This window comes from Luedemannella flava (assembly GCF_039528515.1).
GTDB classification, from domain to species: domain Bacteria; phylum Actinomycetota; class Actinomycetes; order Mycobacteriales; family Micromonosporaceae; genus Luedemannella; species Luedemannella flava.
On sequence record NZ_BAAALT010000084.1, the window covers coordinates 16,210 to 42,008 of the forward strand.

Sequence of the window (25,799 nt, forward strand, 5' to 3'; positions counted from 1 at the left end):
GATGACTGCAGCTGTAGAGACCAAGACCGGCGTCGGCCGTGTCGTCCGGGTCATCGGCCCGGTCGTCGACGCCGAGTTCCCCCGCGACGCGATGCCGGAGATCTTCAACGCCCTGCACGTCGAGGTGACCCTCTCCGAGGGCGTCAAGACGCTGACCCTGGAGGTCGCCCAGCACCTGGGTGACAACCAGATCCGCGCGATCTCGATGCAGCCGACGGACGGCCTCGTCCGGGGCGCGGAGGTCCGCGACACGGGCAGCGCGATCTCGGTGCCGGTCGGCGACATCACGAAGGCGCACGTCTTCAACGCCATCGGCGACTGCCTCAACCTCAAGGAGGGCGAGAAGCTCGAGGTGTCCGACCGGTGGACGATCCACCGCCGGCCCCCGGCGTTCGCCGACCTCGAGCCGAAGACCGAGATGCTGGAGACCGGCGTCAAGGTGCTCGACCTGCTCGCCCCGTACGTCAAGGGCGGCAAGATCGGCCTGTTCGGCGGCGCGGGCGTGGGCAAGACGGTGCTCATCCAGGAGATGATCATCCGCGTTGCCAACAACTTCGGTGGTACGTCGGTGTTCGCCGGCGTGGGTGAGCGCACCCGCGAGGGCAACGACCTCATCCACGAGATGACCGAGACGGGCGTCATCAACCAGACCGCGCTGGTCTTCGGTCAGATGGACGAGCCGCCGGGCACCCGTCTGCGGGTCGCGCTCGCCGCGCTGACCATGGCGGAGTACTTCCGCGACGTGCAGAACCAGGAGGTGCTGCTCTTCATCGACAACATCTTCCGGTTCACCCAGGCGGGTTCCGAGGTGTCGACCCTGCTGGGCCGCATGCCGAGCGCCGTGGGTTACCAGCCGACGCTGGCCGACGAGATGGGCGAGCTGCAGGAGCGCATCACCTCCGTGCGGGGCAAGGCCATCACCTCGATGCAGGCCATCTACGTGCCGGCGGACGACTACACCGACCCGGCGCCGGCGACCACGTTCACCCACCTGGACGCCACCACGAACCTGGAGCGGTCGATCTCCGACAAGGGCATCTACCCGGCGGTTGACCCGCTGGCGTCCTCGTCCCGGATCCTCGCCCCCGAGTACGTGGGCGTCGAGCACTACGCCGTCGCGACCGAGGTGAAGCGGATCCTGCAGCGCTACAAGGACCTGCAGGACATCATCGCGATCCTCGGCATGGACGAGCTCTCCGAGGAAGACAAGATCACGGTGGGTCGCGCCCGCCGCATCGAGCGCTTCCTGTCCCAGAACACCTTCGCCGCGAAGATGTTCACGGGCGTCGAGGGCTCCTTCGTGCCGGTCAAGGACACCGTCGAGGCGTTCAAGAAGATCTCCGAGGGCGAGTACGACCACGTGCCCGAGCAGGCGTTCTTCATGTGCGGTGGCCTCGACGACCTCGAGCGCAACTACCACAAGCTGACCAACAGCTAAAGATCAATCCAGTACGGCTCAGGGCGCGCGGTCCGCGGATCGCGCGCCCTGACCCGTGTGGACGGTCACCCTTCCGGCCGGGCGCCCTCCCGGCAACCGGAGAAACCACCGACGCGGTAACCTTTCGGCTCGGTGCCGACCCCCCGGCACCGTCTGGGGAGGTTTCACGTGTCCCGTCGCGTGCGCGTCATCCTGTTCGCCGCCGCCGCACTCGTGCTCGTTGTGGCCAGCGTCTCGTTCGTGGGTTGGAAGCTGGTCGACAACGCCGACAAGGCGGTCCCGCAGACCGACCTGTTCGGGTCGGCGTCGGCGTCGGCGACCCCGCCGGCCGGCGTACCCGCGAGCCCGGCGCCCGAGCCGGGCGCCGACATCAAGGGTCCGCTGAACATCCTGCTCGTCGGCATCGACTCCCGCGAGAACATCAAGACCTGGCAGCCGCACGCCGACACGGTCATGATCATGCATGTCGCCAAGGACCTGAAGAGCGCGTACCTGACCTCGTTGCCCCGCGACCTGGTCGTCCGGGTCCCGGCGTTCAAGAAGGCCAACTTCCCCGGCGAGACCACCAAGCTCACCCACGCGATGAGCTACGGCGCCCGGGTGCCCGGCACCAGCATCCCCAAGGTCGAGCAGGGCTTCGAGCTGCTGGCCAGGACGGTCAGCGACTACACGGGCATCAAGCGGTTCGACGCCGGTGGCATCCTCACCTTCAACGGCATCAAGGACCTCGTCGACGCGCTCGGCGGCATCGACCTGTACGTCGACCAGAAGGTCACCTCGATCCACCGCAACACCAAGGGCGGGGCGCTGAGCCGGGTGGGCGGCACCCCCCAGACCTACAAGGTGGGCAAGCAGGTGATCAACGGCTGGCAGGCGCTCGACTACTCCCGCCAGCGCTACATCGCGGGCAGCGACTACGCCCGTCAGCGCCATAACCGCCAGTTGGTCAAGGCGATCATGGCCAAGCTGTTCAGCAGGGACCTGGTCACCAACCCGGCCAACCTCGACAAGGTCGTGAACGCGTTGGGCAAGACGCTCACCTTCGACGGCCGCGGCCACCGCCTGGTGGACTTCGCCTTCGCGCTGAAGAACCTCCAGCCGGAGAATGTGACGCTCGTCGGTCTGCCGGGCAACGGCGTCTACAGCGGCGGCAGCTACCGGGGCGAGGCGCTGGGCCCCATCCGCAAGGCGTACTTCGCCGCGCTGAAGTCGGACACCCTGGACGAGTTCGTTGCCGCCAACCCGAAGCTGGTCAACAAGAAGTAGGCCGATTGCAGGTCAGCACCTGGCGCCTATTAGACTTGGCCGCACCACGACAGGTTAGGGAGATCCACCGTGTCGAAGCTCTTCCACGTCGAGCTCGTCGCCGTAGAGGCGAAGGTCTGGTCCGGTGAGGCCGAAGCGGTCTTCGCCCGGACGACGGAGGGTGAGCTGGGCGTCCTCGCCGGTCACGCCCCGCTGTTCGGTCAGCTCGCGAACCCCGGCCAGGTCCGGATCAAGGTCGGCGACGGCCAGGAGCTGCGCTACGAGGTCGACGGCGGCTTCCTCTCCGTCACGGCGGACGGGGTCACCGTCCTCGCGGAGACCTGCGCCCCCGTCACCGCGGCCGCAGCGCACTGATTGCCCCGCCGATGAAGATCTTCGAATGGGTCTGCATCGGCGTCGGGATCGCCCTTGCGGCGCTGATGGTCCTGTTCATCCGTCGCGAGGTCATCTCCCGTGGCGGCGGGACCATCGACATGAGCCTGCGGCTCAACACGTTCGTCCCGGAGCGGGGCTGGTCACCCGGCCTCGCCCGGTTCGCGGGCAACGAGCTGCGGTGGTACAGGATCTTCAGCTTCGCCATCCGCCCGCGCCGGGTGCTCAGCCGGGCGCAGTTGACGGTCGAGCGCCGGCGGGCGCCCGAGGGCGAGGAACTGCTGGCCCTGCCGCCCGGCTACGTGGTCGTCCGGTGCGCCGGCGGCGCCGAGCCGGTCGAGATCGCCCTCGCGGAGTCGACCCTGACCGGCTTCCTCTCCTGGCTGGAGTCGGCGCCGCCCGTCTCCCGGTAGCTACCGGTCGCGGCCGGGCACCCAGAGGACGTCGCCGTCCGGGTTGGCCACCCGCGACAGGATGAACAAAAGGTCGGACAGCCGGTTGAGGTACGTCACCGGCAACTCGCTCGTGTGCTCCGGATCGGCCTCCCGCAGGGCCCACGCCGTCCGCTCCGCGCGGCGGGTGACCGTGCGGGCCACGTGTAGCAGGGCTGCCCCCGGGGTACCACCCGGCAGGATGAACGAATCGAGCTTGCCGACCCGGGTGTTGAACTCGTCGCACCAGCCCTCGAGCCGGTCAACGTACGTCGGGGTGATCCGCAGCGGAGGCCACTTCGGGTCCGGGGCGATCGGCGTACTTAGATCTGCCCCCACATCGAACAGATCGTTTTGTACGATCCGCAGCGGGGCGGTGACGTCCTCGGCGAGCTGGCCGATCGCGAGGGCGACACCGATCGCGGCGTTCGCCTCGTCAACATCGGCGTACGCGGCGATGCGCGGGTCGGTCTTGGCGACCCGGCTGCCGTCACCGAGCGCGGTGGTGCCGGTGTCGCCGGTTCGGGTGTAGATACGGGTGAGGTGGACGGCCATGGGCTACAGCCTAGGTGGCGTCGCGCTGGCGGGTCAGCCGCTGGGTGCGCGACCCTGGGACGACGACCCTACGATGGGCGCCGTGGACGTCATCCGGGTGACCGGCGGGACGCGCCTGGCCGGCGATGTGCCGGTCGTGGGCGCGAAGAACTCCGCCCTGAAGCTCATGGCTGCGGCGCTGCTGGCGCCGGGGCGCAGCACCTTGTCCAACGTGCCCCGGATCACCGACATCGCGCTCATGGCCGAGGTGCTGCGCAGGCTCGGCTGCCGGGTGGACGCCACGGACGCCGACGGCCTGGGCGCCGAGCTGGCCATCGAGGTGCCGGCCGAGGGCCTGGGCGCCGAGGCCGACTACGACCTGGTGCGTCGGCTGCGGGCGTCCATCTGCGTGCTGGGGCCGCTGCTGGCCCGGTGCGGGTCCGTCCGGGTGGCCCACCCCGGCGGCGACGCGATCGGCTCGCGCGGCCTGGACATGCACATCGGCGGGCTCGCCCGGATGGGTGCCGAGATCAGCGGCGAGCACGGGTTCATCATCGCCACCGCCGAGCGCCTGCGCGGCGCCACGATCTGGTTGGACTTCCCCAGCGTCGGCGCCACGGAGAACCTGCTGATGGCCGCCGTGCTCGCGAAGGGCACCACCGAGATCGACAACGCGGCCCGCGAGCCCGAGATCGTCGACCTGTGCGACATGCTGACGGCGATGGGCGCGCAGATCGAGGGCGCGGGCACGTCGACGCTGACGATCACGGGCGTCGACGAGCTGCGCCCGGTCGCCCACCGCACGATCGGCGACCGCATCGTGGCCGGGACCTGGGCCTTCGGGGCCGCGATGACCCGCGGCGACGTCACCGTGACCGGGATCAACCCCGTCTCGCTGGAGATCGCGCTGGACAAGCTGGCGACCGCCGGCGCCGTCGTGGAAACCGCAAAAGATCAATTCAGGGTACGCATGGACGAGCGGCCCACGGCGATCGACATCGTGACGCTGCCGTATCCGGGCTTCGCCACCGACCTGCTGCCCATGGCGATCGGCCTGGCGGCCGTGAGCGACGGCGCCTCCATGATCACTGAGAACATCTTCGACGGCCGCTTCATGTTCGTGCAGGAGGTCGTCCGCCTCGGCGCCGAGATCCGTACGGACGGCAAGCACGCCGTGGTCCGCGGTCGGGACCGGCTCTCCGCCGCCCCTGTGCGCGCCACCGACATCCGCGCCGGCGCGGGCCTGGTGATCGCGGGCCTGTGCGCCGACGGCGTCACCGAGGTGTCGCACGTGCACCACATCGACCGGGGTTACCCGGACTTCGTCGACGACCTGCGTCGCCTGGGCGCGCGGGTCGAGCGCGTGGCCGCGCCCCCGGAGCCCGAGTTCGGCCTGTAGGGGTTCAGGCGGGCCAGCCGACGACGCGGCGGGCCCGGAACAGGTCGTCGTGGAACACGAGCACCCGCGTCTGCCCGTCCGAGCCGGTGGCGCGCGTGGCCCGGATGTCGGCGGCCGCGAGCAGGGTGACGGCGGCATGGGCCGCCTGCTCACTCTCCACGGTGGCCACGACGCTGAGCAGGCCGTAGTCGTCATGGACGGGCGCGAGCCGGGGCGCGGCCTGATCGTCCGCGACGGTCGTCCCGTCCGCGACGGGAGCGGCGGCGAGCGGCGCCTCCGGCAGCGGCGTCTCGGTCAGTGCCGGGTCGGGCACCGGGGCCTCCGGGGCGGGGCCGCCGGTGAGCAGCCCGTCGGCGATGCCGGGCCGGGCGTCGACGTCGTCGAGATCGTCGGGCTCCGCCACGTCGGAGAAGGCCCACTTGAGGACGAGGGCGAGTACGCCGACCAGGGCCAGGGCCAGGAACGGCGCGAGGAGATAACTCCAGCCGTGCGTGAGGGGCACGCTGTCAGTGTGCCACCGCAGGTGGGGCGGGGTGCCCTGAACGGGCGTTCCGGCTGGGTCGGTAGGGTCGGCGCGAGGCCGCCGTGCTCCGGGCCGGCGACCGGGTCTGGAGGGAGAGGGCGGATGGCGGGACATGTCGCGGTCGTCGGGGCGGGTCTCATGGGTTCGGGCATCGCCCAGGTGGCGGCCCAGGCGGGCTGGCGGGTGACGCTGCGCGATCTCGACGATGCCGCCACGGCCCGCGGCCTGGCGGGTGTGCGCGCCTCGCTGGAGCGCTTCGCCGCCAAGGGCAAGATCGCCGCCGACGACGTGGACGCCGCGCTCGCCCGGATCACCACCACGACCGACCTGGACGCCGTGGCCGAGGCCGACATCGTCGTCGAGGCGGTGTTCGAGCGGCTGGAGCTCAAGCAGGAGGTCTTCCGCTCGCTGGACCGGATCTGCCGGGACGGCGCGGTGCTCGCGACCAACACGTCCGCCATCCCGGTCACCCAGATCGCCGCCGTGACGGCCCGGCCCGAGGCGGTCGTGGGCACCCACTTCTTCTCGCCCGTACCCATGATGGCTCTGTGTGAGCTGGTGCGTGGGTACAAGACGAGCGACGCGACGCTCGCGACCGCCCGCGCGTTCGCGGAGGAGATCGGCAAGACGTGCATCGTGGTCAACCGCGACATCGCCGGCTTCGTCACCACCCGCCTCATCACGGCCCTGGTGATGGAGGCGGTCAGCCTCGTCGAGAACGGCGTGGTCACCCCGGAGGACCTCGACACCGCCTGCAGGCTCGGCTTCGGCCACGCCATGGGCCCGTTGGCCACGACCGACCTGACCGGCGTCGACGTGCTGCTCAACGCGACCCGCAACATCCACACCGACACGGGCGACCCGAAGTTCTTCCCGCCGGAGCTGCTGCAGCGCATGGCCGCCGCCGGCGACCTCGGCCGCAAGACGGGCAAGGGCTTCTACGAGTACGCCTGACGTTGCGTTGGGTGACGGTGACGTCGCGTCACTTGGGTGCGCGCCACCGGCACGTCACCCTCCCCACTTTGCTCTGCTTCCTCATAGGAATCGGGTGCTGAGCTGCGTCGCTCTAGATGATCTAGAACGGCGTTCGTGACTCAGCGTGTGTGATTCCTATAGGGAAGCAGAGCAAAGTGGGTGGGAGAGCATGCCGGGATCGCTGGGCTTAGTTGCGGACGGTAATCGACCGGCCGGTCAGCGGGCGAGCCAGCCGCCGTCGACGGGGAGGACGGCGCCGTGGACGTAGCGGGCGGCGTCGGACGCGAGGAAGACCGCCGCGCCCGTGAGGTCGTCCGGGTCGCCCCAGCGGCCGGCGGGGATGCGCTCGCGGATGGCGCGCTCGCGGTCGACGTCGGCCCGCAGCGGCGCGGTGTTGTCCGTGGCGATGTAGCCGGGGGCGATCGCGTTGACGTTCACACCGCGGGCGGCCCACTCGTTCGCCAGGGCGCGGGTCAGGCCCACGACGGCGTGCTTGGCCGCCGTGTACGACGGCACCCGGATGCCGCCCTGGAAGGACAGCATCGACGCGATGTTGATGATCTTGCCGGCGCCCCGGGGGAGCATGTGGCGGCCGGCCGCGCGGGACAGGTGGAACACGGCGTCCAGGTTGACCCGGAGCACCGCGTCCCAGTCGTCGGGGGAGTGGTCGGCTGCGTCGGCGCGACGGATGGTGCCGGCGTTGTTGACGAGGATGTCGAGGCCACCGAGGTTGGCGGTGACCGTCGCGACCGCGTCCGCCAGTTCGTTCGGGGTGGCCGTGGCCAGGTCGGTGTGGACCACAAGCGTGCGCCGGCCCAGGGCCGCCACCCTGGCGACCGTCCCGCCCGGGTCGCCGCGCCCGAGCAGCGCCACGTCGGCGCCGGCCTGCGCCAGAGCCGTCGCGAGCGCCTGCCCGATGCCCCGGTTGCCGCCCGTGACCAGAGCGACCCGGCCGTCGAGCCGGAAGCTGTCCAGCACCATCACAGGCCCACGCTGCGCAGGGTGGGCACGGTCTTCCCGACCCAGGACAGGTTGACGTCCTCGTGGGCGCCCTGGGTGCGCTGCGTGCCGGCGAGGAACCAGAGGTAGTACGTCGTGTAGCCCGGCGCGCTCACCACCGTGTGGTAGCCCTCCGGCATCATGTGCATGCCGTGGTCGCGGACCGTGAAGTTCTCCTCGTACCCCTCGTCGGTGTACATCCGGCAGATGCCGAACCCGTCGGACGGGTTGACGCGGAAGTAGTACATCTCCTCGTGGGCGGCCTCGGCCGGCAGGTTGTCGTGCTTGTGCCGGTGCGGCGGGTACGTGCTCCAGTTGCCGGACGGGGTGTAGGTCTCGCCGACGATGAGCCGGTGCGCCGGCAGGTCCGGCTGGGAGATCTCGGTGAGGATCTGGTGGTAGTCGCGCCCGAAGTTGGCCGCGCCCCACCGCCCGGCGGCCACGCGGTCCGGCGCGATCACGTAGGGCCCGACTGCCAGGTCGCTGGGCGCGCTGGGCAGCGCGATCTCCACATCGGACAGGGCCGAGACGGTCACCTCCGCGCCGGCTGGGAGGTAGACCGAGTGCGGCCTGCCGTCGAAAACGTTCGCCCGGCCGCCCACGCTCTCGAAGCGGTGCCCGCCGACCGTGAAGGTCGCGGTGCCGCCCAGGATCACCGCCAGGATCTCCCGGTCGCCGGTGGCGCCCGACCAGGACTGCCCGGCGTCGAGGCGCAGCAACGTGAAGTCCAGTAGCGCGCACGGGTTGAACGGCAGCGTGTTGTGGCCGGTGCCGGCCGGAATGAAGCAGTGGTATCGGTAGTCCACGGGTCGCCTTTCAGGGTTGGTCACCACGGGCTGGTCCAGTCCGGCACGGTCGCGCGGGTCAGCGCCTCCAGGTAGAAGTAGTCGCCCCACAGGGTTCCCTCGTCCACGCCGACGTTCTTGGGCTTGTCGTACACGCCGTGCCGCAGCAGCGCCGTCGCCCCGACGCCGCCGGGCGTGGCGTAGTGGGCCATGAGCGAGTCGAGGATGCGGGCGGCCGCGGCGCGGTAGCGGTCACCGTCGTCCACGTGGTCGGCGAGTTCGGCCAGGCCGCACGCCGCGATCGCGGCGGCCGAGCTGTCGCGCTCCTCGCCGCTGCCGTCGCGGTAGACCAGATCCCAGTACGCCACGTGGTCGGCGGGCAGGTGGGCGAGGAAGTAGTCGGCGCAGGTGCGCGCCGCCGCGAGCAGCGACGCGTCGCCCGTGTGGCGGTAGTTGAGGCTGAACCCGTAGATGCCCCACGCCTGGCCGCGGGCCCAGCACGAGTCGTCGGCGGCGCCCTGTTCCGTCTCGCCGCGCAGCGGCGCGCCCGTCACGGGGTCCCAGTAGTACGTGTGGAAGGTCGTGCCGTCCGGGCGCAGGATGTGCTCGCGCAGCTGGGCGACGTGCCGCCGCGCGGCGGCCGCGTACCGTCCGTCGCCGGTCCGCTGCCCGGCCCAGAACAGCAGCGGCGTGTTCATCAGGCTGTCGATGATGGTGCGGCCGCGCTGGCGTACGTCGGACAGGTCGCCCCACGCCTGGATGATCCCGGCGGGCTCCAGGAACCGGGTCATCAGATGGTCGGCGGCGGCCAGGGCGGCGTCGCGGGCCCGCGCGTCGTCCGTGCGCCGGGCCGGGGTGACGCACGCCAGCGTGTAGAGGAACCCCAGGTCGTGCGTGTCCAGGTCGACGCCGCCGGCGACCCGGGTGGCGAAGCTGTCCACATGGGACCGGGCGGCGACCTCGAACCGGCGCTCGCCGCTCAGGTCGTGGGCGAGCCACAGCATGCCGGGCCAGAAGCTGGTGGTCCAGCCCGTGTTGGCGCCCTCGGGCTGCCCGGCGGCGGGTGGCCGCGGCGGGTAGACATCGCCCGCGGTGGTGTCCGCCGGGTACCGGTCGCCGAAGGCGCGGAGGTTCGCGTCGACGGTCCGCAACGCGACCGCCACCGCGGCCGCGACCGCCTCGGCATCAGGGCTGGGACGGACCTCGGTCGCCGTCATGAGTGCTGATCTCCCTCGTGGTACGTGCAGGTGCGAAGGTCAGGCGGGCTGGGGTGCCGGGTCGAGCGCGACCCGCAGGCAGGAGCGGCTGTTGGCCCAGACGACGTACAGCAGCGGCGCGGCGGCGAGCCCGAGCGCGAGCGCCGGCCGGGCCGTCACGAGCTGCGCGAGCAGGGCCAGCACCAGCAGTGACATGGCCGTCAGGTACCACCGGCGCACCGCCAGGTACGCGCACGCGCGGGCCACGTCGCGCAGCCGGGCGGCGGGCCGCTCGGCCAGCGTCACGAGCCCGAGCAGCCCGGTCGCCACGGTGAGGATGCCCAGCATCGCCAGCAGCGGCAGCGTGAGCGCGCCCACCCGGTGCCCCCAGGCCCAGCGCGCGTCGACGCCCAGGACGACGAGCACGGCGCTGACGCCGGCCCCCCAGAGCACGGCCCGTCGGCCGGTCGCGCGCCACGTCCGGCCGAAGGTGCGCAGCACGGCGGTGGACCGGCCGGACGAGTACGCCGACATGACGGCGAAGACGCCGCACACGCCCGGCGCGCACAGCGGCGCGAGCAGCGCGTACAGGGGCCAGGACCGGGCGGTCTCCGTGGTGAACAGCGCCGCGACGAGCGGCAGGCAGCCGAGGACGAGCAGCAGGTTGCTCATCAGGGCGACGTAGACCCCGTCGAAGATCGCGTGCAGGGTGTCGTGTCGGACGCGCATGACTCAGCCCTTCAGTCCGGTGGTGGCGATGCCCTCGACGAAGTACCGCTGCCCGAGCAGGAAGATGACCGCGATCGGCAGCACGGACAGCACCGAGCCCGTCATGATCAGGGCGGTCTCGGCGTTGTACTGCGAGATGAAGGTCCGCAGCCCCAGCTGGATCGTGCGCAGGTCCGGGCTGCGCAGGTAGATCAGCGGGCCGAGGTAGTCGTTCCAGGTGGTGACGAACGTGAGCAGGGTCAGGCTCGCCAGGGCCGGGCGCGACAGCGGCAGCATGACCCGGCGGTAGATGCCGAACTCGCTCAGCCCGTCCATCCGCGCCGACTCGCTGAGCTCCTCGGGGACGGTCTCGTAGAACTGCTTCATGAGGAACACGCCGAACGCGCCGAACGCCTGCAGCGCGATGATCGACCAGAGCGTGTCCGACAGGTGCAGCTTCGACATGAGGATGAACTGCGGGATCATGTACGACTGCCAGGGCACGGCGATCGTCCCGATGTAGGCGAGGAACAGCACGTCGCGGCCGGGGAAGCGGACGCGGGCGAAGCCGTACGCGGCGAAGCTGCCGGTGAACACCTGCAGGGCCGTGACCGCCACCGACAGCAGCAGCGTGTTGCCCAGCCACGTCGTCATATCCGACTTGTTCCAGATATCGACGTAGTTGCGCCACACCACCGGGTCGGGCAGCCACTGGATCGGGATCGTGAACACGTCGTTGTTGTGCTTCAACGACGACATCACCATCCAGTAGAACGGCAGCAGCAGCGCGACCGCCGCCGCGATGAGACCGGCGTAGCCGGCGACGCGCCAACCACGGGCCATCAGGCGTCCCTCCGCTTGTTGACCAGGAACTGGACGACGGTGATGAGGAAGCAGACCGCGAAGAGCACGATGGAGACCGCCGACGCGTAGCCGAACTGGTTCTCATGGAAGCCCTTCTGGTAGATGTACTGCGACAGCACGAGCGTCGACTGGCCCGGCCCGCCCTCGGTGAGCAGCAGGATCAGGTCGAAGACCTTGAAGCTGCCGATGGTGAGCATCACCGTGACGAAGAACGTGGTGTGCCGCAGCGACGGCAGCGTGATCCGCCGGAACCGCTGCCAGACGTTCGCGCCGTCGATCGTCGCGGCCTCGTAGAGCTGCGCCGGGATGGTCTGCAGGCCGGCGAGGAACAGCAGCATGTAGTAGCCCATCTCGCGCCAGACCCCGACGACGATGACGGCCGGCATGGACCAGTCCGCCGACGTCGTCCAGCCGGGCGGGTGGTCCACGCCGATGGCCCGCAGCAGGCCGTTGATCGGGCCGTACTCGGGGCTGAAGAGCATGTTCCAGACGGCGGCGATCGCGACGATCGCGGTGATGTACGGGAAGAACGCGACGGTCCGGAAGAACGCCACCCCGCGCAGCCGCCGGTTGAGCAGCAGCGCGAGGCCCAGCGACGCCCCCATGGTGAGCGGGATGTGCAGGGCCGAGTAGTAGACGGTGTTCCAGAACGCGGTCCAGAAGCTCGCGTCGTGCCACAGGCGCGTGAAGTTGGCCGTGCCGGTCCACTCGGCGACGCCGAACACGTTCCAGTTGGTGAACGCCAGGTAGAACAGCGCCACGACCGGGACGAGCGTGAGGACGGCGAAGCCGAGGAAGTTCGGCAGGATGAACGTCCATCCCGCCACCGTGTTGCGCCACACCAGCCGGCGGTGCCTGCGCCGCGTCCGCGGCAACGTTGTCATGCGACTCTCCAAGGGCATCGCGCCGTCCGGCGGGCCTCCTGGACCCGCCGGACGGCGTCGCGTCACTGGTTGAGGACCTCGTTCTTGGCGCGGGTCTGCGCCGCCGTGACGGCGTCGTCGACGCCCTTGCTGCCCGACATGACCGCCGAGTGCAGCTCGCCGAGGATGTTCTGCAGCCCGGCGGTGTACTTGGACACCGGGTTCTCCGGCTTCGTCTCGTGCTTGGCGAAGGCGAACTTGGACAGGTCGTCGCCCGGCACCCCGTCGAGGCCGAACAGCGCCTGCGTCACCACGTCGGAGGTGGACGCCGGGGTGATGCCGATGCCGGCCAGCGCCTTGGCGGCGTCGTCGCTCGCGGCGTACGCCAGGAACTTCTTGGCCGCGTCGAGCTTGGCCTTGCCGGCCTTCGGGTTGATGCCCAGGCCCGTCGGGTCACCGAAGGTGACGGGCGTGGCCGCGTTGCCGGTCGTCGACTTGTCGAACTGCGGCGCCGGTGCGAGGCCCCAGGTGAACTTGTCGGCGTCGCCGGTCTTGCGCTGGCTCAGCAGCGTCGCCACGTACCAGGTGCCCATGAGCATCATCGCCGACTGCTGCTTGCCGAACTGCGCCTGGTAGGTGAGCTTGTTGGTGGTCACCGTGCCGAAGTTCGGCTGCGCCCCGGCGCTCTGCAGGTCCAATGCCCGCTGGTAGTACGGCTTGAGGTAGCTGAAGTCGCCCCCCAGCAGGTCCGCGCCCGGCGTCTGCGCCAGCGCCAGGCCCTGCACGGTCGACTGCCAGCCGTGCTGGTAGACGCCCGTGGCGGTGGAGCCGGCCGCCTTGAGCCCGGCGGTGAGGCTCTTCGCCGCCGTCGCGTACTCGTCCCAGGTCCAGCTGCCGTCCGGCACGGCGACCTTCGCCTTGTCGAACAGGTCCTTGTTGTAGTACAGGACCCAGGAGTCCTGCCGGTACGGGACCGCGAACGTCTTGCCGTCGACCTGGTACGTTTTCAGCCCGGGAAGGGTGCCGAGGCCCGACGCGATGTCGGAGACGTCCACGAGCTGACCGCCGGACTGGTACGTGTAGAAGTTCTTGAGGTTCTTCAGCACGTAGACCTCGGGCGCCGTGCCGGCGGCCAGGTCAGCGGTCATCTGGGTGTCGTAGTTGGCGGCGTCGTATTCTTTGAGCTCGACCGTCACGTTGGGGTTGGCCGCGTGGAAGCCGTCGGCGAGAGTCTTGAACTCCGGTGTCGTCGACAGGCTCCAGCCCGCCAGAGTGATCTTCACCGGGGCGTTCGGGTCGGTCGTCTCGTCCTCGCCGCCGCAACCGGCGAGGACGAGCGTGACCGCCGTCGCGATGCTGATCATGGCGGGGAAGGCGCGTTTCATCCTTTCTCCTTCGGGTTTGGGGCCTGTGGGGCCCGCGCTGCTAACGGGTCGCCCAGGCGGCGCGCCCGGGGAGGTGCGATGCGAGGCGGGTGGCGGTCCTGACGCCGTCGGGCCAGTCGACGTCCACGCGCAGGCCGTGCGCGTCGTCGTCGAGGTCGGCCCGGCAGTTCCGCCGATCCGGCGGCGTGGTGCCCCCGGAAAGCTCGATGAGGCAGGCGACCCACTGCCCGACGCGGGTCGCGTAGTCCAGCCACGGCACCACCAGCGGGCCGGCCAGCGGGCCGCCGTCGGGGAAGGTGGTGGCGCCGTCGGTGGCGGCGCCGTGGAGGCTGGCGAGCCGGCTGGTCAGCCCGGGCCCCGCGGCCCAGCCGCCGATGCGTAGCCGCAGCCCGGCCGGGTCCAGGCGCCATGCGAGGCCGTCCGCGAGGTCGTCGACGCGCGCGAGGCGGACCTCCCAGGGACCACGGACCAGGGAGTACACCGTGAGGTGGCCGGCCGGCGTCACGGCGCCCGCGCGCCCGCTGCCGTGGTCGCGCTGGCCCGGGTACGGCTCGACCCAGTGGGCCAGCGTCCGGGACCCGGCGACCCCAACGCCATCGACGACCTCCGCTGTGAACGTGAACATCCCGGCCCGGTGGGTGGCGCGGCCCGCCGCGTCGACCAGGGTCACGGACTGGTCCAGCGGCGTGGTCCAGCCGCTCTCGTCGAGGACCGGGCAGGTCGCGGTCGAGTACCCCAGGCGGGCGTACAGGGGGGAGTCGCCGACCCGGGCGCCCGCCTCCGCGTGGTCGGTGCCGTGGTTGATGACGCGCACGATGCCGTCGGCGCGGGTGCCGGACACGAGCCAGCCCGGGGCGCGCACCGCGCGGACCGAGTCGCCCGCCTCGACCGGCAGCGGCATCTCGTCGGCCGTCCACACCGGATGGTCGGCCGGCAGCGCGATGCCGAGCATCCCCTTGGCCGCCCAGTACGGCGAGCCGGGCCCGGAGTACGCCTGGGCCAGCCGGGGCCACGGCGCGTGCCAGCCGAGGGTGAGCAGGCCGCGCTCGTCCGGGGCGCCGTGGTCGACGAAGTGGCGCACGATGCCGGTGGCCGCGCGGCGCAGCTGCCCGGGCGCGACCGACGGCACCCCCGCCATCGCCCCGACCCAGAACGGCGCGGCGGCCGCGAACCGGTAGATGAGGCTGCGGCCCTGGATGAGCGGCGACCCGTCGGCCCCGACGAGGGCGACCGCGTCGCGCAGGAACCGGTCGAGCGCGGCGACGTCGCGCCCACGCCGGTCGGCGGCGAGGTCGGCCGCGCCGGCCATGCGCGCCCACAGCGTCGGGTACAGGTGCAGGGCCCAGCCGACGTAGTGGTCGTAGGCGCGCTCGGCGCCGTCGGCGAGCCAGCCGTCGGCGCGGGCGAACGTGTCGTGGGTGGCGAGGTCCTCGGCCATCTCGGTGAGCGAGTGCGGCCCGCCGACCGAGCGCAGGAACGTCTGCACGACCAGCCGGAACCACACCCAGTTGATGCGCGGGTAGGTGTCGTCGCCGACCGCGGGGGACAGGTACTCCACCACGCGCTCCTGGGCGGTGGCCGGGAGCCGGTCCCAGATCCAGGGGCGGGTCAGGTCGAGGATCAGCGCGAGGGAGGCGGCCTCGACCTTCGCCTGGCCGTGCTCGTCGAGGCGGACCCAGCGCTCGGGCGAGTCGGGGTCGGTGCCGGTGACGATGCCCTGGGCGTACCAGTCGGCGAGCTCGTCGACGCCCTCGCCGCGCGCGCCGGCGATGCGGAACCCGGCCAGCAGGAACGTGCGGGCGAACCCCTCCAGGCCGTCGACCGCGCGCCCGTAGCCGCCCTCGGGGCCGGGGAACGTGACGCGGGCGTGGCCGGGCGACGCGAACGGGCGCGCGGCGGCGAGCAACCGGTCGGCGAGCGCCACCCAGTCCCGGCGGTCCCAGCGCGCGCTCGTATCCATGGTCGACTCCGATCGAGGGGGAGCGGAGGAGCGATTGTGTCGGCTACGCAACGGCCGAGTTTCCGAAGTAAAACGCTCACAACAGAGCAAGTCAATGCCGTTATCAAACCGAGACGACCACGTTCGACAAAAACGCTCACATCAGCTCTCGCATAGATCTATCTCTGCAGGTCATTGTGTTATCACCGACGATGTCAATACGATCAGATCCGGGAGTACGGGAGCCGGACGTCACGCCGGCCGTGACGCGAGGCTGGGTCCAGCCGCGATTTTGAGGGCTCCCACGACGGAAAACGATCTGATACGGTCGCAACCGTTCACGCTCGATCTGACGATCGTTGAAGGACCCCGATGCCGTCCACCGACCGCTTCACCGGCCCGCTCGCGGCGGCCTGGCCGGGCCTCGACGCCGCGAAGCTCGCCGGGATCCTGCTCCCGCCGGAGCGGTCCCTGCCCGTGCCGACCGCGCTGGAACGCGACGTCTGGGCCGACGCGCACGCCCCGACGCTGCGCGTGCTGCGGGCGCGGGCCGAGGCCGACCGGTCGCAACCGTGGCCGCAGCCGCTCGCCCACCAGTACGCGCGGTACTTCCGCGACGGCGACCGGGACACGTACGAGCAGCTGCTCTGGGCGCGGCAGCGGCGGTTCACCCGCGCGGCCGTGCTCGCCGCCGTCACGCTCGACCCGGCCTGGCTGGACGAGGCCATCGACGGCGCGATGCTGCTGTGCGAGCAGAGCACCTGGTGCTGGCCCGCCCACGACGACACCCGCACGGCGCACGGCGCGGTCGTGCCGACCGTGACCGACCCCTACCTCGACCTCGGCGCCGGCCACGTGGCGGCTGAGCTGGCCTGGCTCGACCACCTGCTCGGCGAGCAGTTCGACGGGTACGCGCCCGGCGTGCGCGCCCGCATCCGGCACGAGGTCGACGTGCGCGTCCTGACGCCGTTCGAGCGGCGCCGCGACTGGCACTGGCTCGGCCTCGACGGCAACGCCCACAACTGGACCGCGTGGATCCACGGCAATGTCCTGGTCGCGGCCCTGCGCCTGGTCGAGCACCCGGGGCGGCGCGCGCGTCTGGTCGACCTGGCCGTCGAGGGCCTCGACCGTTACGTCGCCTCGCTGCCCGCCGACGGCGCGATCGACGAGGGCTACTCGTACTGGTGGAACGGGGCCTGCCGGGCGCTGGAGGCGCTCGACGTGCTGACCCATGCCACCGACGGGGTCCTCGGCGGCGTGCCGGGTGAGGCGCTGCGCGCGACCGTCGCGTTCCCGCACCGCGTGCACCTGGGCGGGCCGTGGTATCTGAACCTGGCCGATGGCTGGGCCCGGCCGCCCTCCGGCGATCCGTGGCACGCGCTGCACCGGGCGGCCCGGCGGGTCGGCGACGCCGACGCCGCGGCGCACGCCGCCGCCCAGCGCGACCCGGACGCGCCGCTGGCCGACGAGCACCTGGGCCTCGGTCGGATGCTGCGCGCGCTGACCGACCCGGATTGGGCCACCGCGTCGGGCACGTCGCCGCTGCCGCGCGACGTGTGGTTCGGATCCACCGAGGTGCTGGTGGCCCGGGTCGCGGACGGCGACGCGGCCGGGCTGACGCTGGCCGTCAAGGGCGGCCACAACGGCGAGCACCACAACCACAACGACGTCGGCAGCGTCGTCGTCGCCCTCGGCGGGGTGCCGGTGCTGGTCGACGCCGGCCGACCGACGTACACGGCCCGGACCTTCGGGCCGGACCGGTACGGGATCTGGACGATGCGCAGCGACTGGCACAACGTGCCCGGGATCCGGGGCACGACGCAGGCGCCGGGACGGCGGTTCGCGGCGCGCGACGTGGCGGTCATCGACGACGGCGCGGGCCTCACGCTGGATCTCGCGGCCGCCTACCCGCTCACCGACGTGGGCACCTGGCGACGCACCGCGCGCCTCGACCGGGCACGTGGATGTGTCGTGGTCACCGACGTGTGGGAGCTGGCACCGGCCACAGTGGAGGAGCCGACTACGCTTCGCTGGCTGATCGCCGGCGAGGTGCGCCTCCACGAGGGTCGCGCCGAGGTTACGGCCCTGGAAGGGGCCGGCCGCGTGGCCCTGATCTGGGAACCCGCGTCGGCGCCCGGCACGGTGACGGTACGGGTGCTCGACGACCCCATGCTCGTCGACGTATGGGGTGATCGACTCACCCGACTGGAGATCGATGTCACGTCGATCGGAGCGGTCGGCACGCTGACGCTGACCGTGGAGGTGATCCATGAGTGAGGCCCGGGGACCACTTCAAGTGGCGCGGCGGCAGCAACTGCTCGCGGCGCTGCAGCGCGACGGGTCGTTGCGGATCTCCGACCTGACCGAGGCGCTGGGTGCCGCGGCCGTCACGATCCGCCGCGACATCGCCCAGCTCGCCGCCGAGGGCCTCGTGCGGCGCGTGCACGGCGGCGTCGCGCTCATCACGCCAGACGACGCCACCGAGGAGATGCCGGCCACGGGGCTGGACTCGCTCAGCGGCCGTACGCTCGGCATGCTCGTCCCGTCGCTGGACTACTACTGGCCCGACGTGGCCCGGGGCGCCGAGGAGGCCGCCCGGGAGCTGGACATGCGGGTGGTCCTGCGCGGCTCGAGCTACGAGACCGAGGACGAGCTGCCGCAGCTGACCCGCCTCGTCGAGAAGATGGGCGTCGACGGCCTGATCATCGCGCCGCGGCTGGACGCGCCGACGGCCGGGCGCACCATCGACTGGCTCGCCGACACCGGCATCCCGGTGGTGCTGCTGGAGCGTACGGCCGTCGCGGGCCAGCACGAGGCGGTGCTGGAGTCGGTGGTGAGCGACCACGCGCTCGGCGCCGCGATGGCGGTACGGCACCTGATCTCCCTCGGCCACCGCAAGGTCGGCCTCGTCCTCGCGGGCAACAGCCCGCACCGGGCGCACCTGCGTCGGGGCTGGCTGGAGGCCTCGGCGGCGTACGGGCTGGACCCGGACGCCACGGTGCAGGCGCTGCTGCCGGACGCGCGCTCGCCCGACCGGGACGCGGCCCTGGACGACGTCCTCGACCGGTGCCAGGCCACCGGGACGACGGCGCTGCTGGTCCACGCGGACCCGGAGGCCGTCGCCCTCGTCCAGCACTGCGAGGAACGCCACCTGGCGGTGCCCGGTGACCTGTCCGTCGTGGCGTACGACGACGAGGTCGCGGGCCTGTTCACGCCGCCGCTCACGGCCGTGCGGCCGCCCCGGCGCTCGATCGGCCGGGCCGCCGTCCGCCTCGTCGCCGACCGGTTGGCGGACCCGGACCGGCCCGCGCACCGGGTCGTGATCAGCCCGGCGCTGCGCATCCGGGAGTCGACGGCACCACCGCGCGCCTAGCTGCGGTAACATCTGCGTCCGTCGATATTCGGTCCGGGTGGGGCGTCTCGTGACGGCAGGGCGGCTGTTCAGTACCCAGCGGCAGGAGCGCCTGCTGGCGGAACTGCGTGGGCAGGGCGCCGTGCGGGTGCGCGACCTGGCCCGCGAGCTAGGGGTCAGTGAGCTGACCATCCGCCGCGACATCGCGGCCCTCGCCGAGCGTGGCCTCGTGGCCAAGGTGCACGGCGGGGCGACCCTGCCGCTGCAGGCCGGCGCCGCGCACCGGCCGCGCCGCGCCACGACCCGGTTCACCATCGGCATGGTGGTGCCGTCGCTGGACTTCTACTGGCCGCCGATCGTGGCCGGCGCCCGGGCCGCGGCGGCGGCGCTCGGGGTGAACGTCCAGCTGCGCGGGTCGAGCTACGACCCGGACGAGGATCGCCGGCAGATCGGCCGGCTCGTCGACGACGGCCAGGTGCAGGGCCTGCTGCTCGCACCCAGCGTGGACGGCGAACGGTCGGACGAGCTGCTCGACTGGATCGGCCAGCTGCCCGTACCCGTGATCCTGGTCGAGCGGCAGCCGCGGCGGTGGACGCCGACGGCCCTGGAATGGGTGCGCAGCGACCACGCGCTCGGCATGGAGATCGCCGTCCATCACCTGCGGCGGCAGGGCCACCGGCGCATCGGGCTCGTCCTGTCGCGGGGCAGCCCCACCTCGGCGCACCTGCTGCAGGGCTGGCACACGGCGGCCGCCGACCTCGGCATGTCCGACACCCTGGTGGTGCGCGAGTCCGTGGCGCTGGACCGGCCCGGCCATCGGGAGATCATCGCCGGCATCCTCGCCGACTGCCGGCGCGGCGGCATCACGGCGCTGATCGTGCACAGCGACCCGGACGCGCTGTCGGTCGCGCAGTACTGCGCGGAGCACGGCGTGGTCATCCCGGACGACCTGGCCGTCGTGTCGTACGACGACGAGGTCGCGCAGCTGGCCGACCCGGCGCTGACGGCCGTGCGGCCGCCGAAGAGCCACGTCGGGCGGCTCGCCGTGGAACTCATGGTGTCGCGCCTGCTCGACGGCAACCGGCGGCCCGCGCAGCGGGTGCTCGTCGCGCCCGAGCTGGTCGTGCGCGCGTCGTCGCTGGGGCGTACCCGAAATGTTCGATTTTGATTCTCAGCCGTCGCGCTTCGTCGTCCAGCGGAAGGTGGTCAGGCACAGGACCAGGCCGAGGAGGCACCAGGCGACCAGGACCATCGCGACCCGGTCGAGCTCCCACGAGCCGGCCGGCTCCTCGGCGGCCATGCCCGCCGGGAGGAAGACCGAGCGCAGGCCCTGACAGATCCACTTCAGCGGGAACAGTGCGGCGATCTGCTGCATCCAGTCCGGCAGCTGGGTGAACTTGATGAACACGCCCGAGATGAACTGCAGCACGAGCGCGATCGGGGTGGCCACGGCCGGGGCACTGCGCGCCGTGCGGGCCACGGACGAGAACGCGACGCCGCACAGCGTGCAGGAGGCGACCCCGAGCAGGCTCACCCAGGCGAAGGTGAGCCACTTCGTCACCTCGGTCGGCAGGGTCACGCCGTAGAACGCGACCGCGAAGACCAGCAGCAGGACGGTCTCCGCCGCGGCGACCGCCAGGACCATGAGCACCTTGCCGATGAAGTAGACCGCGGGCGGCATGGGGGTGCCGCGCAGCCGCTTCAGCTCGCCCCGGTCACGCTCGCTGGGGATCTGGATGGCGAGGTTCTGGAAGCCCGTCGCCATGAGGCCCGCGCCGATCATGCCGACCACGAAGTACTGGGAGAACTGGACGCCCGGGTAGATCTCCCACGTGAAGATCGAACCGAAGATGACGATCATCAGAACCGGGAACAGCATCGTGAACACGACGGCCTCGCGGCTGCGCAGGAACCGCGTGAGCTCCGAGCGCCCCTGCCGCAGGCCCAGCGTGAGCAGGCCCGGCCGGGCGGCGGTGATCTCGGTCATCGTTCCTCGCCGATCATCTTCAGGTAGATCTCCTCCAGGGTGGGCCGGGTGACGCTCAGCCCCGGGATCTCCGCGCCGCCGAACCGCGACACGAGCTGACGTACGAAGGCTGTGGGGGTGTCGGTCTGCGCGGACCTCGGCCCGTCGGGCTCCACCCACGACACCGTCGCGGCCGCCTGGGACCGCCCGCCCAGCTCGGCCGGCGTCGCGACCTCGACCACCTGACCCGCGGTGATGACGCCGACCCGGTCGGCGAGCTCCTCCGCCTCGTCCAGGTAGTGGGTGGTGAGCAGGATCGTCGTGCCGGCGGCGGCCAGGTTGCGGACCAGCCCCCAGAACTCGCGGCGCGCCTGCGGGTCGAACCCGGTCGTCGGCTCGTCGAGGAAGAGCAGCTCGGGGCGGCCGATGATGCCGAGCGCCACATCGAGGCGGCGGCGCTGGCCGCCGGAGAGCGTGTGCACCGCCGCGCCGGCCTTGGCCGTCAGGCCGACCCGCTCGACAACGACGGCCGGGTCCTCGGCGTCCGGGTAGTAACCCGCGAACAGCCGCACGACCTCGCCGACCCTGAGGTTGTCGAACTGGTTGGTGCTCTGCAGCACGATGCCGATGCGGGCGCGCCAGGCGGCGTCGGCCTTCGCCGGGTCGACGCCGAGGACGCTCACCTCGCCGGCGTCGCGCCTGCGGTAGCCCTCAAGGATCTCCACCGTGGTGGTCTTGCCGGCGCCGTTCGGGCCGAGCAGCGCGAACACCTCGCCCTTGTCGACCCGCAGGTCGACCCCGGCGACTGCCTGGTGGTCGCCGTAGGCCTTGCGCAGCCCCACCACCTCGATGGCGGCCTCAGAACTCATGGGGTCCACTATGTCGAATCCCGCCGACAGAATCGCCGGCACCCTCGACTTCGTTACCGCGGCGGTAGCACCAGTGTCGGGTCCAGGTCGCGGTCCTTGGTTTTCCGCGTCTTCCGTTCGGCCCGCCACCGCCGCAGCTTGCGGAACATGACCCAGAAAAACCAGAAAAATCCAACAATGAACACAATCACGAGTACGGGCAGCAGGATCGCGACCAGCGACAGCGAGGCGCTCGCCACGTCCTCGGCGGTGCTCACCACCGGCGCGCCGACCCCGCCCGTCGACACGTTCACGACCGGCCGGATCGCGGCCTTGGCGCTGTGCACGACGAGCGAGATGACGATGCCGGCGACGATCGGCACCCACTGGTTGCCCGAGAAGAACGTGTCCGGGTTGTCCACGGTGACCGTCTGCGCCCCCGACGCGGCCCCGAAGGCCAGGCCGCCCGCGGTGGGCCGGACCACCGTCTGGATCACGTCGTTGACGTGGTCAACCACGGGGATCTTGTCGGCGACGAACTCGATGAGCAGCAGGACCGTCAGGATGCTCAGCACCCAGCCGTTCTCCAGCCAGTTCCACGAGCCGGGCAGGCTGATCAGGTTGGTGTAGCGACCGAGGAGGCCGACGGCGAGCAGGGGGATGTACGCGTTCAGTCCGGCCGAGGTCGCCAGACCGATCCCCGTCAAAGTCTCCAGCACCCGGTAAGCATGACACTTGCTCGCAAATCGTGCCCAGGCGCGTAACGACGCGGGACGGCTCGCGTAGGCTGCTGCGGTGCGTCTGGTTATCGCTCGGTGCTCGGTGGACTATGTCGGACGACTCACCGCGCATCTTCCCCTCGCCACGCGGCTGCTCATGGTCAAGGCCGACGGCTCGATCTCGATCCACGCCGACGACAAGGCGTACAAGCCGCTGAACTGGATGAGCCCGCCCTGCCGTCTCGAAGAGGCGCCGGGCGTGTGGCGGGTGGTGAACAAGGCCGGCGAGGAGCTGCGTATCACCCTCGACGAGATCCTCCACGACACCACCCACGAGCTGGGCGTCGACCCGGGCCTGCGCAAGGACGGCGTGGAGGCGCACCTGCAGGAGCTGCTGGCCGCGTCCCCGTCGGCGCTGGGCGTCGGCTTCACCCTCGTGCGCCGCGAGCACATGACCGCGATCGGCCCCGTCGACCTGCTGTGCCGCGACGCGACCGGCGCGCACGTCGCCGTCGAGGTGAAGCGGCGCGGCGACATCGACGGCGTCGAGCAGCTCACCCGCTACCTGGACCTGCTGGCCCGCGACCCGCTGATCGCCCCCGTGACCGGCATCTTCGCCGCCCAGGAGATCAAGCCCCAGGCCCGCGTCCTGGCGACGGACCGCGGCATCCGCTGCGTCGTCGTCGACTACGACGCCCTCCGCGGCATCACCCGCGACGACCTCACCCTCTTCTAACCCGCGCCCTCCGCCGGCACGCGTGGGATGCGGTTGCGTGTTCGCACGCCGATCGCACTTTTCCGAGATGTCCCCGCTAATCGATCAGTTCAAATAATCTTGGGACGAAACACGCGGATATCCGCGTGTTTCGTCCCAAGATTGATTCCGAAGACCGGCGGGGCGGGAAGTGCCGCGCGGGTGGGTCAGCGGTGGCGGTGGAGGAGGCGGACGATCTTGACGATGCGGGACGTGTCCGTGGGGGTGCGGTCGAACGTCGTCGAGGGGATCAGGGACGGGGCGCGGCGTTTCGTGATGGCCTTGGGGCGGGCGAACTCGCGCAGGCCGTCGGCGCCGTGGATGCGCCCGATGCCGGAGTCGCCCGTACCGCCGAAGGGCAGCGAGCCCATGCCGGCGAACGACAGCGTGCCGTTGACGGCGGTCATGCCCGAGCGCATGCGGCGGGCCAGCGACAGCGCCCGTGCCCTGCCGAACACGGCGCCGCCCAGGCCGTAGGACGTCGCGTTGGCCAGGCGCACCGCCTCGTCCGCGTCCGCCACCTTCGTGACCGTCAGCGTCGGCCCGAACGTCTCCTCCGTGATGGCCGTCGAGTCCTGCGGGACGTCGACCAGGATCGTCGGGTGCACGAACGGCGGCTGGACCGCCTCGCGTCCGCCGACGACGGCCCGCCCGCCGCGCGACAGCGCGTCGTCGATGTGCCGGGCGATGATGTCGATCTGCCCGGGCATGGTGATCGGGCCGAGGTCCGCGTCGGCGTCGCCGCCGACCCGCAGCTTCGACACGCGCCCGACGAGCTTGTCGAGGAACGCGTCGTAGACCGGGGCCACCACGTACGCCCGCTCGATGCTCACGCATGCCTGGCCCGCGTTGGTGAGTGCGCCCCAGCAGCAGGCGTCGGCGGCGGCGTCCAGGTCGGCGTCGCTGTCGACGATCATCGCGTCCTTGCCGCCGCACTCCAGCAGCACCGGCGTCAGCGTCTCGGCGCAGGCCGCCATGATCTTCTTGCCGGTGGCGGTGGACCCGGTGAACGCGACCTTGTCGACCCCCGAGGCCACGAGCGCGGCGCCGGTCTCCCCGCCGCCGAAGACAATCTGGAGTACGGGCTGCTCCGGCACCACCTCGGCGAAGCGCTGCACGTACCAGTCGGCGATCGCCGGGGTGTACTCGCTGGGTTTGAAGACGACCGCGTTGCCGGCGGCGAGCGCGTAGGCCAGCGACCCCATGGGGGTGTGGATGGGGTAGTTCCACGGGCCGATGACGCCGACGACCCCGTACGGCTGGTATTCGAGCCAGGCCGAGAACTCGGCGAGCATGATGGAGCCGCGCTGGCGGCGCAGCCGCAGCACGCGCCGGGCGTTCTTCGCCGCCCACGCCAGGTGCTCCAGCGCCGCGGCCGCCTCGACGGTGGCGTCGGCGACCGGCTTGCCGCCCTCGGCGTGCATGAGCGCGGTGAGTTCCGGCAGCCGGCGGGCGATCGCGCCGGCCCAGCGCAGCAGGCGCTCGCGCCGGCCGTCGAAGCCCAGCCTGCGCCACCACGCGCCGGCCTCGCGCGCGCCGGCGACCGCGGCCGCGAGGTCCTCGGCGCCGGCTACGGGGAATGTGCCGACGACGGCGCCGGTGACCGGGTTGGTGGAGGTCAGCGTGCCGTCTTCGATGACGGGCACGCCGGGGATGAGGGGGACGGCGCTCATAGCCCGGATGCTACCGATCGGTAGGCCCTCAGTGCAGGGTGTCCGCGATGATCTTTCGGGCCACTTCGAGCGGGTGCGGGAGCTCGCGGTGGGTGTGCAGGCTCACGAAGCGCTCGCCGTCGGGGAAGTACACCCCGCTTTTGGCGTACTCGCGAAGTTGTTCCTGCATCTCGGTGTCCATGACGCCGGGGTTGATGTTGATGACGCGCACCCGGCCGTCCTCGGCGTGCTGCGCGCTCAGGCCGTCGAAGAACGCCTCGGCGCCGCGCTTGGTGGCGGCGTAGACCGCCCAGCCGCCGACCGGCCGGTGCGCGGCGGCGGACGAGATGAACAGCACGGTCAGCGGCACCGCGGCCGCGCCGGCGCCCTCGCCCGTCGGGCGGATCACCCCGGTGGCCAGCAGCGCGTTCGTCAGCAGGATCGGCGCCACGAAGTTGACCGACGCGGCGTAGGCGACCTGGTCGGGCGGCAGCGTGCCGATCGCGCCGATGGGGCGCACCGTGGCCGCGTTGTGGATCAGGATGATCTCCGACGCCCCGTGCACGAACGAGGCGAGCTCGGCGGCGGTGGGCAACGAGGCCGGGTACGCCAGGTCGGTCACGCGCAGCCGGATACGCTGCGGCTCGGCGCGCTCGCGCGCGTACTGGTTCTCGGTGAAGCGCCGGCCGATGGCCAGCACCCGGTCCCCGGCGCCGACGAACTCCTCGAAGAAGGCCGAGCCCAGGCCCTTCGAAACCCCCGTGATCAGAACTGACCGCACGCCGTGACTGTAAGAGATCAATAGACGTGAGACGTCACCGCCCCCGGCCC

The 25,799-nt window shown here is 71.5% G+C and carries 25 protein-coding genes; 10 read left to right on the plus strand and 15 right to left on the minus strand.

Annotated features, from left to right (window positions below):
* Position 1: 1 nt before the first annotated feature.
* From atpD to ABD211_RS15655, 4 genes are all read left to right on the plus strand, one after another.
* Complete coding sequence (atpD, locus tag ABD211_RS15640; RefSeq protein ID WP_344131514.1) at positions 2-1,438, plus strand: F0F1 ATP synthase subunit beta; 1,437 nt, start codon at positions 2-4, stop codon at positions 1,436-1,438.
* Positions 1,439-1,606: 168 nt separating this feature from the next.
* The gene (locus ABD211_RS15645; protein ID WP_344131517.1) at positions 1,607-2,704 is read left to right on the plus strand and encodes an LCP family protein; all 1,098 of its coding nucleotides are present in this window, start codon (positions 1,607-1,609) and stop codon (positions 2,702-2,704) included.
* 69 nt (positions 2,705-2,773) lie between these two features.
* Positions 2,774-3,058 (plus strand): F0F1 ATP synthase subunit epsilon, encoded by a 285-nt coding sequence (locus ABD211_RS15650; protein ID WP_344131519.1) that lies wholly within the window; start codon positions 2,774-2,776, stop codon positions 3,056-3,058.
* A gap of 11 nt (positions 3,059-3,069) precedes the next feature.
* The gene (locus tag ABD211_RS15655) at positions 3,070-3,489 is read left to right on the plus strand and encodes a DUF2550 domain-containing protein (protein ID WP_344131522.1); all 420 of its coding nucleotides are present in this window, start codon (positions 3,070-3,072) and stop codon (positions 3,487-3,489) included.
* Here ABD211_RS15655 and ABD211_RS15660 read toward each other — a convergent pair whose 3' ends face one another.
* A complete protein-coding gene (locus tag ABD211_RS15660; protein ID WP_344131525.1) occupies positions 3,490-4,062 on the minus strand; it encodes a cob(I)yrinic acid a,c-diamide adenosyltransferase in 573 nt (190 codons plus the stop codon). It abuts the gene before it with no gap.
* Positions 4,063-4,135: 73 nt separating this feature from the next.
* Between ABD211_RS15660 and murA the strand changes: the two genes are divergently transcribed.
* Positions 4,136-5,440 (plus strand): UDP-N-acetylglucosamine 1-carboxyvinyltransferase, encoded by a 1,305-nt coding sequence (gene murA, locus ABD211_RS15665; RefSeq protein ID WP_344131686.1) that lies wholly within the window; start codon positions 4,136-4,138, stop codon positions 5,438-5,440.
* 4 nt (positions 5,441-5,444) lie between these two features.
* Here murA and ABD211_RS15670 read toward each other — a convergent pair whose 3' ends face one another.
* Entirely contained in the window at positions 5,445-5,942 is a 498-nt protein-coding gene (locus ABD211_RS15670; protein WP_344131528.1) for a hypothetical protein, read from the minus strand.
* Between the two features lie 123 nt (positions 5,943-6,065).
* Between ABD211_RS15670 and ABD211_RS15675 the strand changes: the two genes are divergently transcribed.
* Entirely contained in the window at positions 6,066-6,917 is an 852-nt protein-coding gene (locus ABD211_RS15675; RefSeq protein WP_344131531.1) for a 3-hydroxyacyl-CoA dehydrogenase family protein, read from the plus strand.
* Between the two features lie 237 nt (positions 6,918-7,154).
* On the opposite strand, the gene kduD is transcribed toward ABD211_RS15675, so the two are convergent.
* From kduD to ABD211_RS15715, 8 genes are all read right to left on the minus strand, one after another.
* Entirely contained in the window at positions 7,155-7,919 is a 765-nt protein-coding gene (kduD, locus tag ABD211_RS15680; RefSeq protein ID WP_344131689.1) for a 2-dehydro-3-deoxy-D-gluconate 5-dehydrogenase KduD, read from the minus strand.
* Positions 7,919-8,743: a 5-deoxy-glucuronate isomerase gene (gene iolB / locus ABD211_RS15685; RefSeq protein ID WP_344131534.1), complete on the minus strand. Its 825-nt coding sequence runs from the start codon at positions 8,741-8,743 to the stop codon at positions 7,919-7,921. The genes kduD and iolB overlap by 1 nt, the downstream gene beginning before the upstream one ends.
* Positions 8,744-8,763: 20 nt before the next feature.
* Positions 8,764-9,939 (minus strand): glycoside hydrolase family 88 protein, encoded by a 1,176-nt coding sequence (locus ABD211_RS15690; protein ID WP_344131537.1) that lies wholly within the window; start codon positions 9,937-9,939, stop codon positions 8,764-8,766.
* A 39-nt stretch (positions 9,940-9,978) separates the two neighbouring features.
* On the minus strand, positions 9,979-10,647 hold the full coding sequence (locus ABD211_RS15695) for a hypothetical protein (protein ID WP_344131540.1): 669 nt from the start codon (positions 10,645-10,647) through the stop codon (positions 9,979-9,981).
* Positions 10,648-10,650: 3 nt separating this feature from the next.
* Positions 10,651-11,469: a carbohydrate ABC transporter permease gene (locus tag ABD211_RS15700; protein WP_344131543.1), complete on the minus strand. Its 819-nt coding sequence runs from the start codon at positions 11,467-11,469 to the stop codon at positions 10,651-10,653.
* Positions 11,469-12,374, minus strand: a complete 906-nt coding sequence (locus ABD211_RS15705; protein ID WP_344131545.1) for a carbohydrate ABC transporter permease — start codon at positions 12,372-12,374, stop codon at positions 11,469-11,471. The genes ABD211_RS15700 and ABD211_RS15705 overlap by 1 nt, the downstream gene beginning before the upstream one ends.
* Before the next feature lie 62 nt (positions 12,375-12,436).
* On the minus strand, positions 12,437-13,738 hold the full coding sequence (locus ABD211_RS15710; protein WP_344131547.1) for an ABC transporter substrate-binding protein: 1,302 nt from the start codon (positions 13,736-13,738) through the stop codon (positions 12,437-12,439).
* 40 nt (positions 13,739-13,778) lie between these two features.
* Positions 13,779-15,698 carry a DUF2264 domain-containing protein gene (locus tag ABD211_RS15715; RefSeq protein WP_344131549.1) on the minus strand — a complete coding sequence of 640 codons (1,920 nt, stop codon included), beginning with the start codon at positions 15,696-15,698 and terminating at the stop codon, positions 13,779-13,781.
* 351 nt (positions 15,699-16,049) lie between these two features.
* On the opposite strand from ABD211_RS15715, the gene ABD211_RS15720 reads away from it, so the two are divergent.
* From ABD211_RS15720 to ABD211_RS15730, 3 genes are read left to right on the plus strand one after another with little or no spacing between them, the layout of a single operon-like run.
* Positions 16,050-17,954: a heparinase II/III domain-containing protein gene (locus ABD211_RS15720; RefSeq protein ID WP_344131551.1), complete on the plus strand. Its 1,905-nt coding sequence runs from the start codon at positions 16,050-16,052 to the stop codon at positions 17,952-17,954.
* On the plus strand, positions 17,947-19,050 hold the full coding sequence (locus tag ABD211_RS15725; protein ID WP_344131554.1) for a substrate-binding domain-containing protein: 1,104 nt from the start codon (positions 17,947-17,949) through the stop codon (positions 19,048-19,050). Before ABD211_RS15720 ends, ABD211_RS15725 begins: the two co-directional genes overlap by 8 nt.
* A gap of 49 nt (positions 19,051-19,099) precedes the next feature.
* A complete protein-coding gene (locus ABD211_RS15730; protein WP_344131557.1) occupies positions 19,100-20,197 on the plus strand; it encodes a LacI family DNA-binding transcriptional regulator in 1,098 nt (365 codons plus the stop codon).
* A gap of 3 nt (positions 20,198-20,200) precedes the next feature.
* Here the strand turns inward: ABD211_RS15730 and ABD211_RS15735 are convergent, their stop codons facing one another.
* The 3 genes from ABD211_RS15735 to ABD211_RS15745 are packed head-to-tail and all read right to left on the minus strand — an operon-like array spanning position 20,201 to position 22,562.
* The gene (locus tag ABD211_RS15735) at positions 20,201-21,016 is read right to left on the minus strand and encodes an ABC transporter permease (RefSeq protein WP_344131561.1); all 816 of its coding nucleotides are present in this window, start codon (positions 21,014-21,016) and stop codon (positions 20,201-20,203) included.
* Entirely contained in the window at positions 21,013-21,864 is an 852-nt protein-coding gene (locus tag ABD211_RS15740) for an ABC transporter ATP-binding protein (RefSeq protein WP_344131564.1), read from the minus strand. Before ABD211_RS15740 ends, ABD211_RS15735 begins: the two co-directional genes overlap by 4 nt.
* Before the next feature lie 53 nt (positions 21,865-21,917).
* Positions 21,918-22,562, minus strand: coding sequence for a DUF4126 domain-containing protein (locus ABD211_RS15745; RefSeq protein WP_344131566.1), 645 nt, complete (start codon positions 22,560-22,562; stop codon positions 21,918-21,920).
* A gap of 76 nt (positions 22,563-22,638) precedes the next feature.
* Between ABD211_RS15745 and nucS the strand changes: the two genes are divergently transcribed.
* On the plus strand, positions 22,639-23,298 hold the full coding sequence (gene nucS / locus ABD211_RS15750; protein ID WP_344131569.1) for an endonuclease NucS: 660 nt from the start codon (positions 22,639-22,641) through the stop codon (positions 23,296-23,298).
* 185 nt (positions 23,299-23,483) lie between these two features.
* Here the strand turns inward: nucS and ABD211_RS15755 are convergent, their stop codons facing one another.
* Together ABD211_RS15755 and ABD211_RS15760 are read right to left on the minus strand one after the other, a co-directional pair.
* On the minus strand, positions 23,484-24,989 hold the full coding sequence (locus ABD211_RS15755) for an aldehyde dehydrogenase family protein (RefSeq protein ID WP_344131572.1): 1,506 nt from the start codon (positions 24,987-24,989) through the stop codon (positions 23,484-23,486).
* A gap of 28 nt (positions 24,990-25,017) precedes the next feature.
* A complete protein-coding gene (locus tag ABD211_RS15760; protein WP_344131575.1) occupies positions 25,018-25,749 on the minus strand; it encodes an SDR family NAD(P)-dependent oxidoreductase in 732 nt (243 codons plus the stop codon).
* Between the last annotated feature and the right edge of the window lie 50 nt (positions 25,750-25,799).

Coding starts and splice junctions, on each gene's coding strand:
- ABD211_RS15705 (WP_344131545.1), bottom strand. CDS start 12,374: ATGACAACGTTGCCGCGGACGCGGCGCAGGCACCGCCGGCTGGTGTGG.
- ABD211_RS15660 (WP_344131525.1), bottom strand. CDS start 4,062: ATGGCCGTCCACCTCACCCGTATCTACACCCGAACCGGCGACACCGGC.
- ABD211_RS15710 (WP_344131547.1), bottom strand. CDS start 13,738: ATGAAACGCGCCTTCCCCGCCATGATCAGCATCGCGACGGCGGTCACG.
- ABD211_RS15735 (WP_344131561.1), bottom strand. CDS start 21,016: ATGACCGAGATCACCGCCGCCCGGCCGGGCCTGCTCACGCTGGGCCTG.
- ABD211_RS15715 (WP_344131549.1), bottom strand. CDS start 15,698: ATGGATACGAGCGCGCGCTGGGACCGCCGGGACTGGGTGGCGCTCGCC.
- ABD211_RS15655 (WP_344131522.1), top strand. CDS start 3,070: ATGAAGATCTTCGAATGGGTCTGCATCGGCGTCGGGATCGCCCTTGCG.
- ABD211_RS15720 (WP_344131551.1), top strand. CDS start 16,050: ATGCCGTCCACCGACCGCTTCACCGGCCCGCTCGCGGCGGCCTGGCCG.
- ABD211_RS15755 (WP_344131572.1), bottom strand. CDS start 24,989: ATGAGCGCCGTCCCCCTCATCCCCGGCGTGCCCGTCATCGAAGACGGC.
- ABD211_RS15725 (WP_344131554.1), top strand. CDS start 17,947: ATGAGTGAGGCCCGGGGACCACTTCAAGTGGCGCGGCGGCAGCAACTG.
- ABD211_RS15700 (WP_344131543.1), bottom strand. CDS start 11,469: ATGGCCCGTGGTTGGCGCGTCGCCGGCTACGCCGGTCTCATCGCGGCG.
- atpD (WP_344131514.1), top strand. CDS start 2: ATGACTGCAGCTGTAGAGACCAAGACCGGCGTCGGCCGTGTCGTCCGG.
- murA (WP_344131686.1), top strand. CDS start 4,136: ATGGGCGCCGTGGACGTCATCCGGGTGACCGGCGGGACGCGCCTGGCC.
- ABD211_RS15740 (WP_344131564.1), bottom strand. CDS start 21,864: ATGAGTTCTGAGGCCGCCATCGAGGTGGTGGGGCTGCGCAAGGCCTAC.
- ABD211_RS15695 (WP_344131540.1), bottom strand. CDS start 10,647: ATGCGCGTCCGACACGACACCCTGCACGCGATCTTCGACGGGGTCTAC.
- kduD (WP_344131689.1), bottom strand. CDS start 7,919: ATGGTGCTGGACAGCTTCCGGCTCGACGGCCGGGTCGCTCTGGTCACG.
- ABD211_RS15675 (WP_344131531.1), top strand. CDS start 6,066: ATGGCGGGACATGTCGCGGTCGTCGGGGCGGGTCTCATGGGTTCGGGC.
- ABD211_RS15690 (WP_344131537.1), bottom strand. CDS start 9,939: ATGACGGCGACCGAGGTCCGTCCCAGCCCTGATGCCGAGGCGGTCGCG.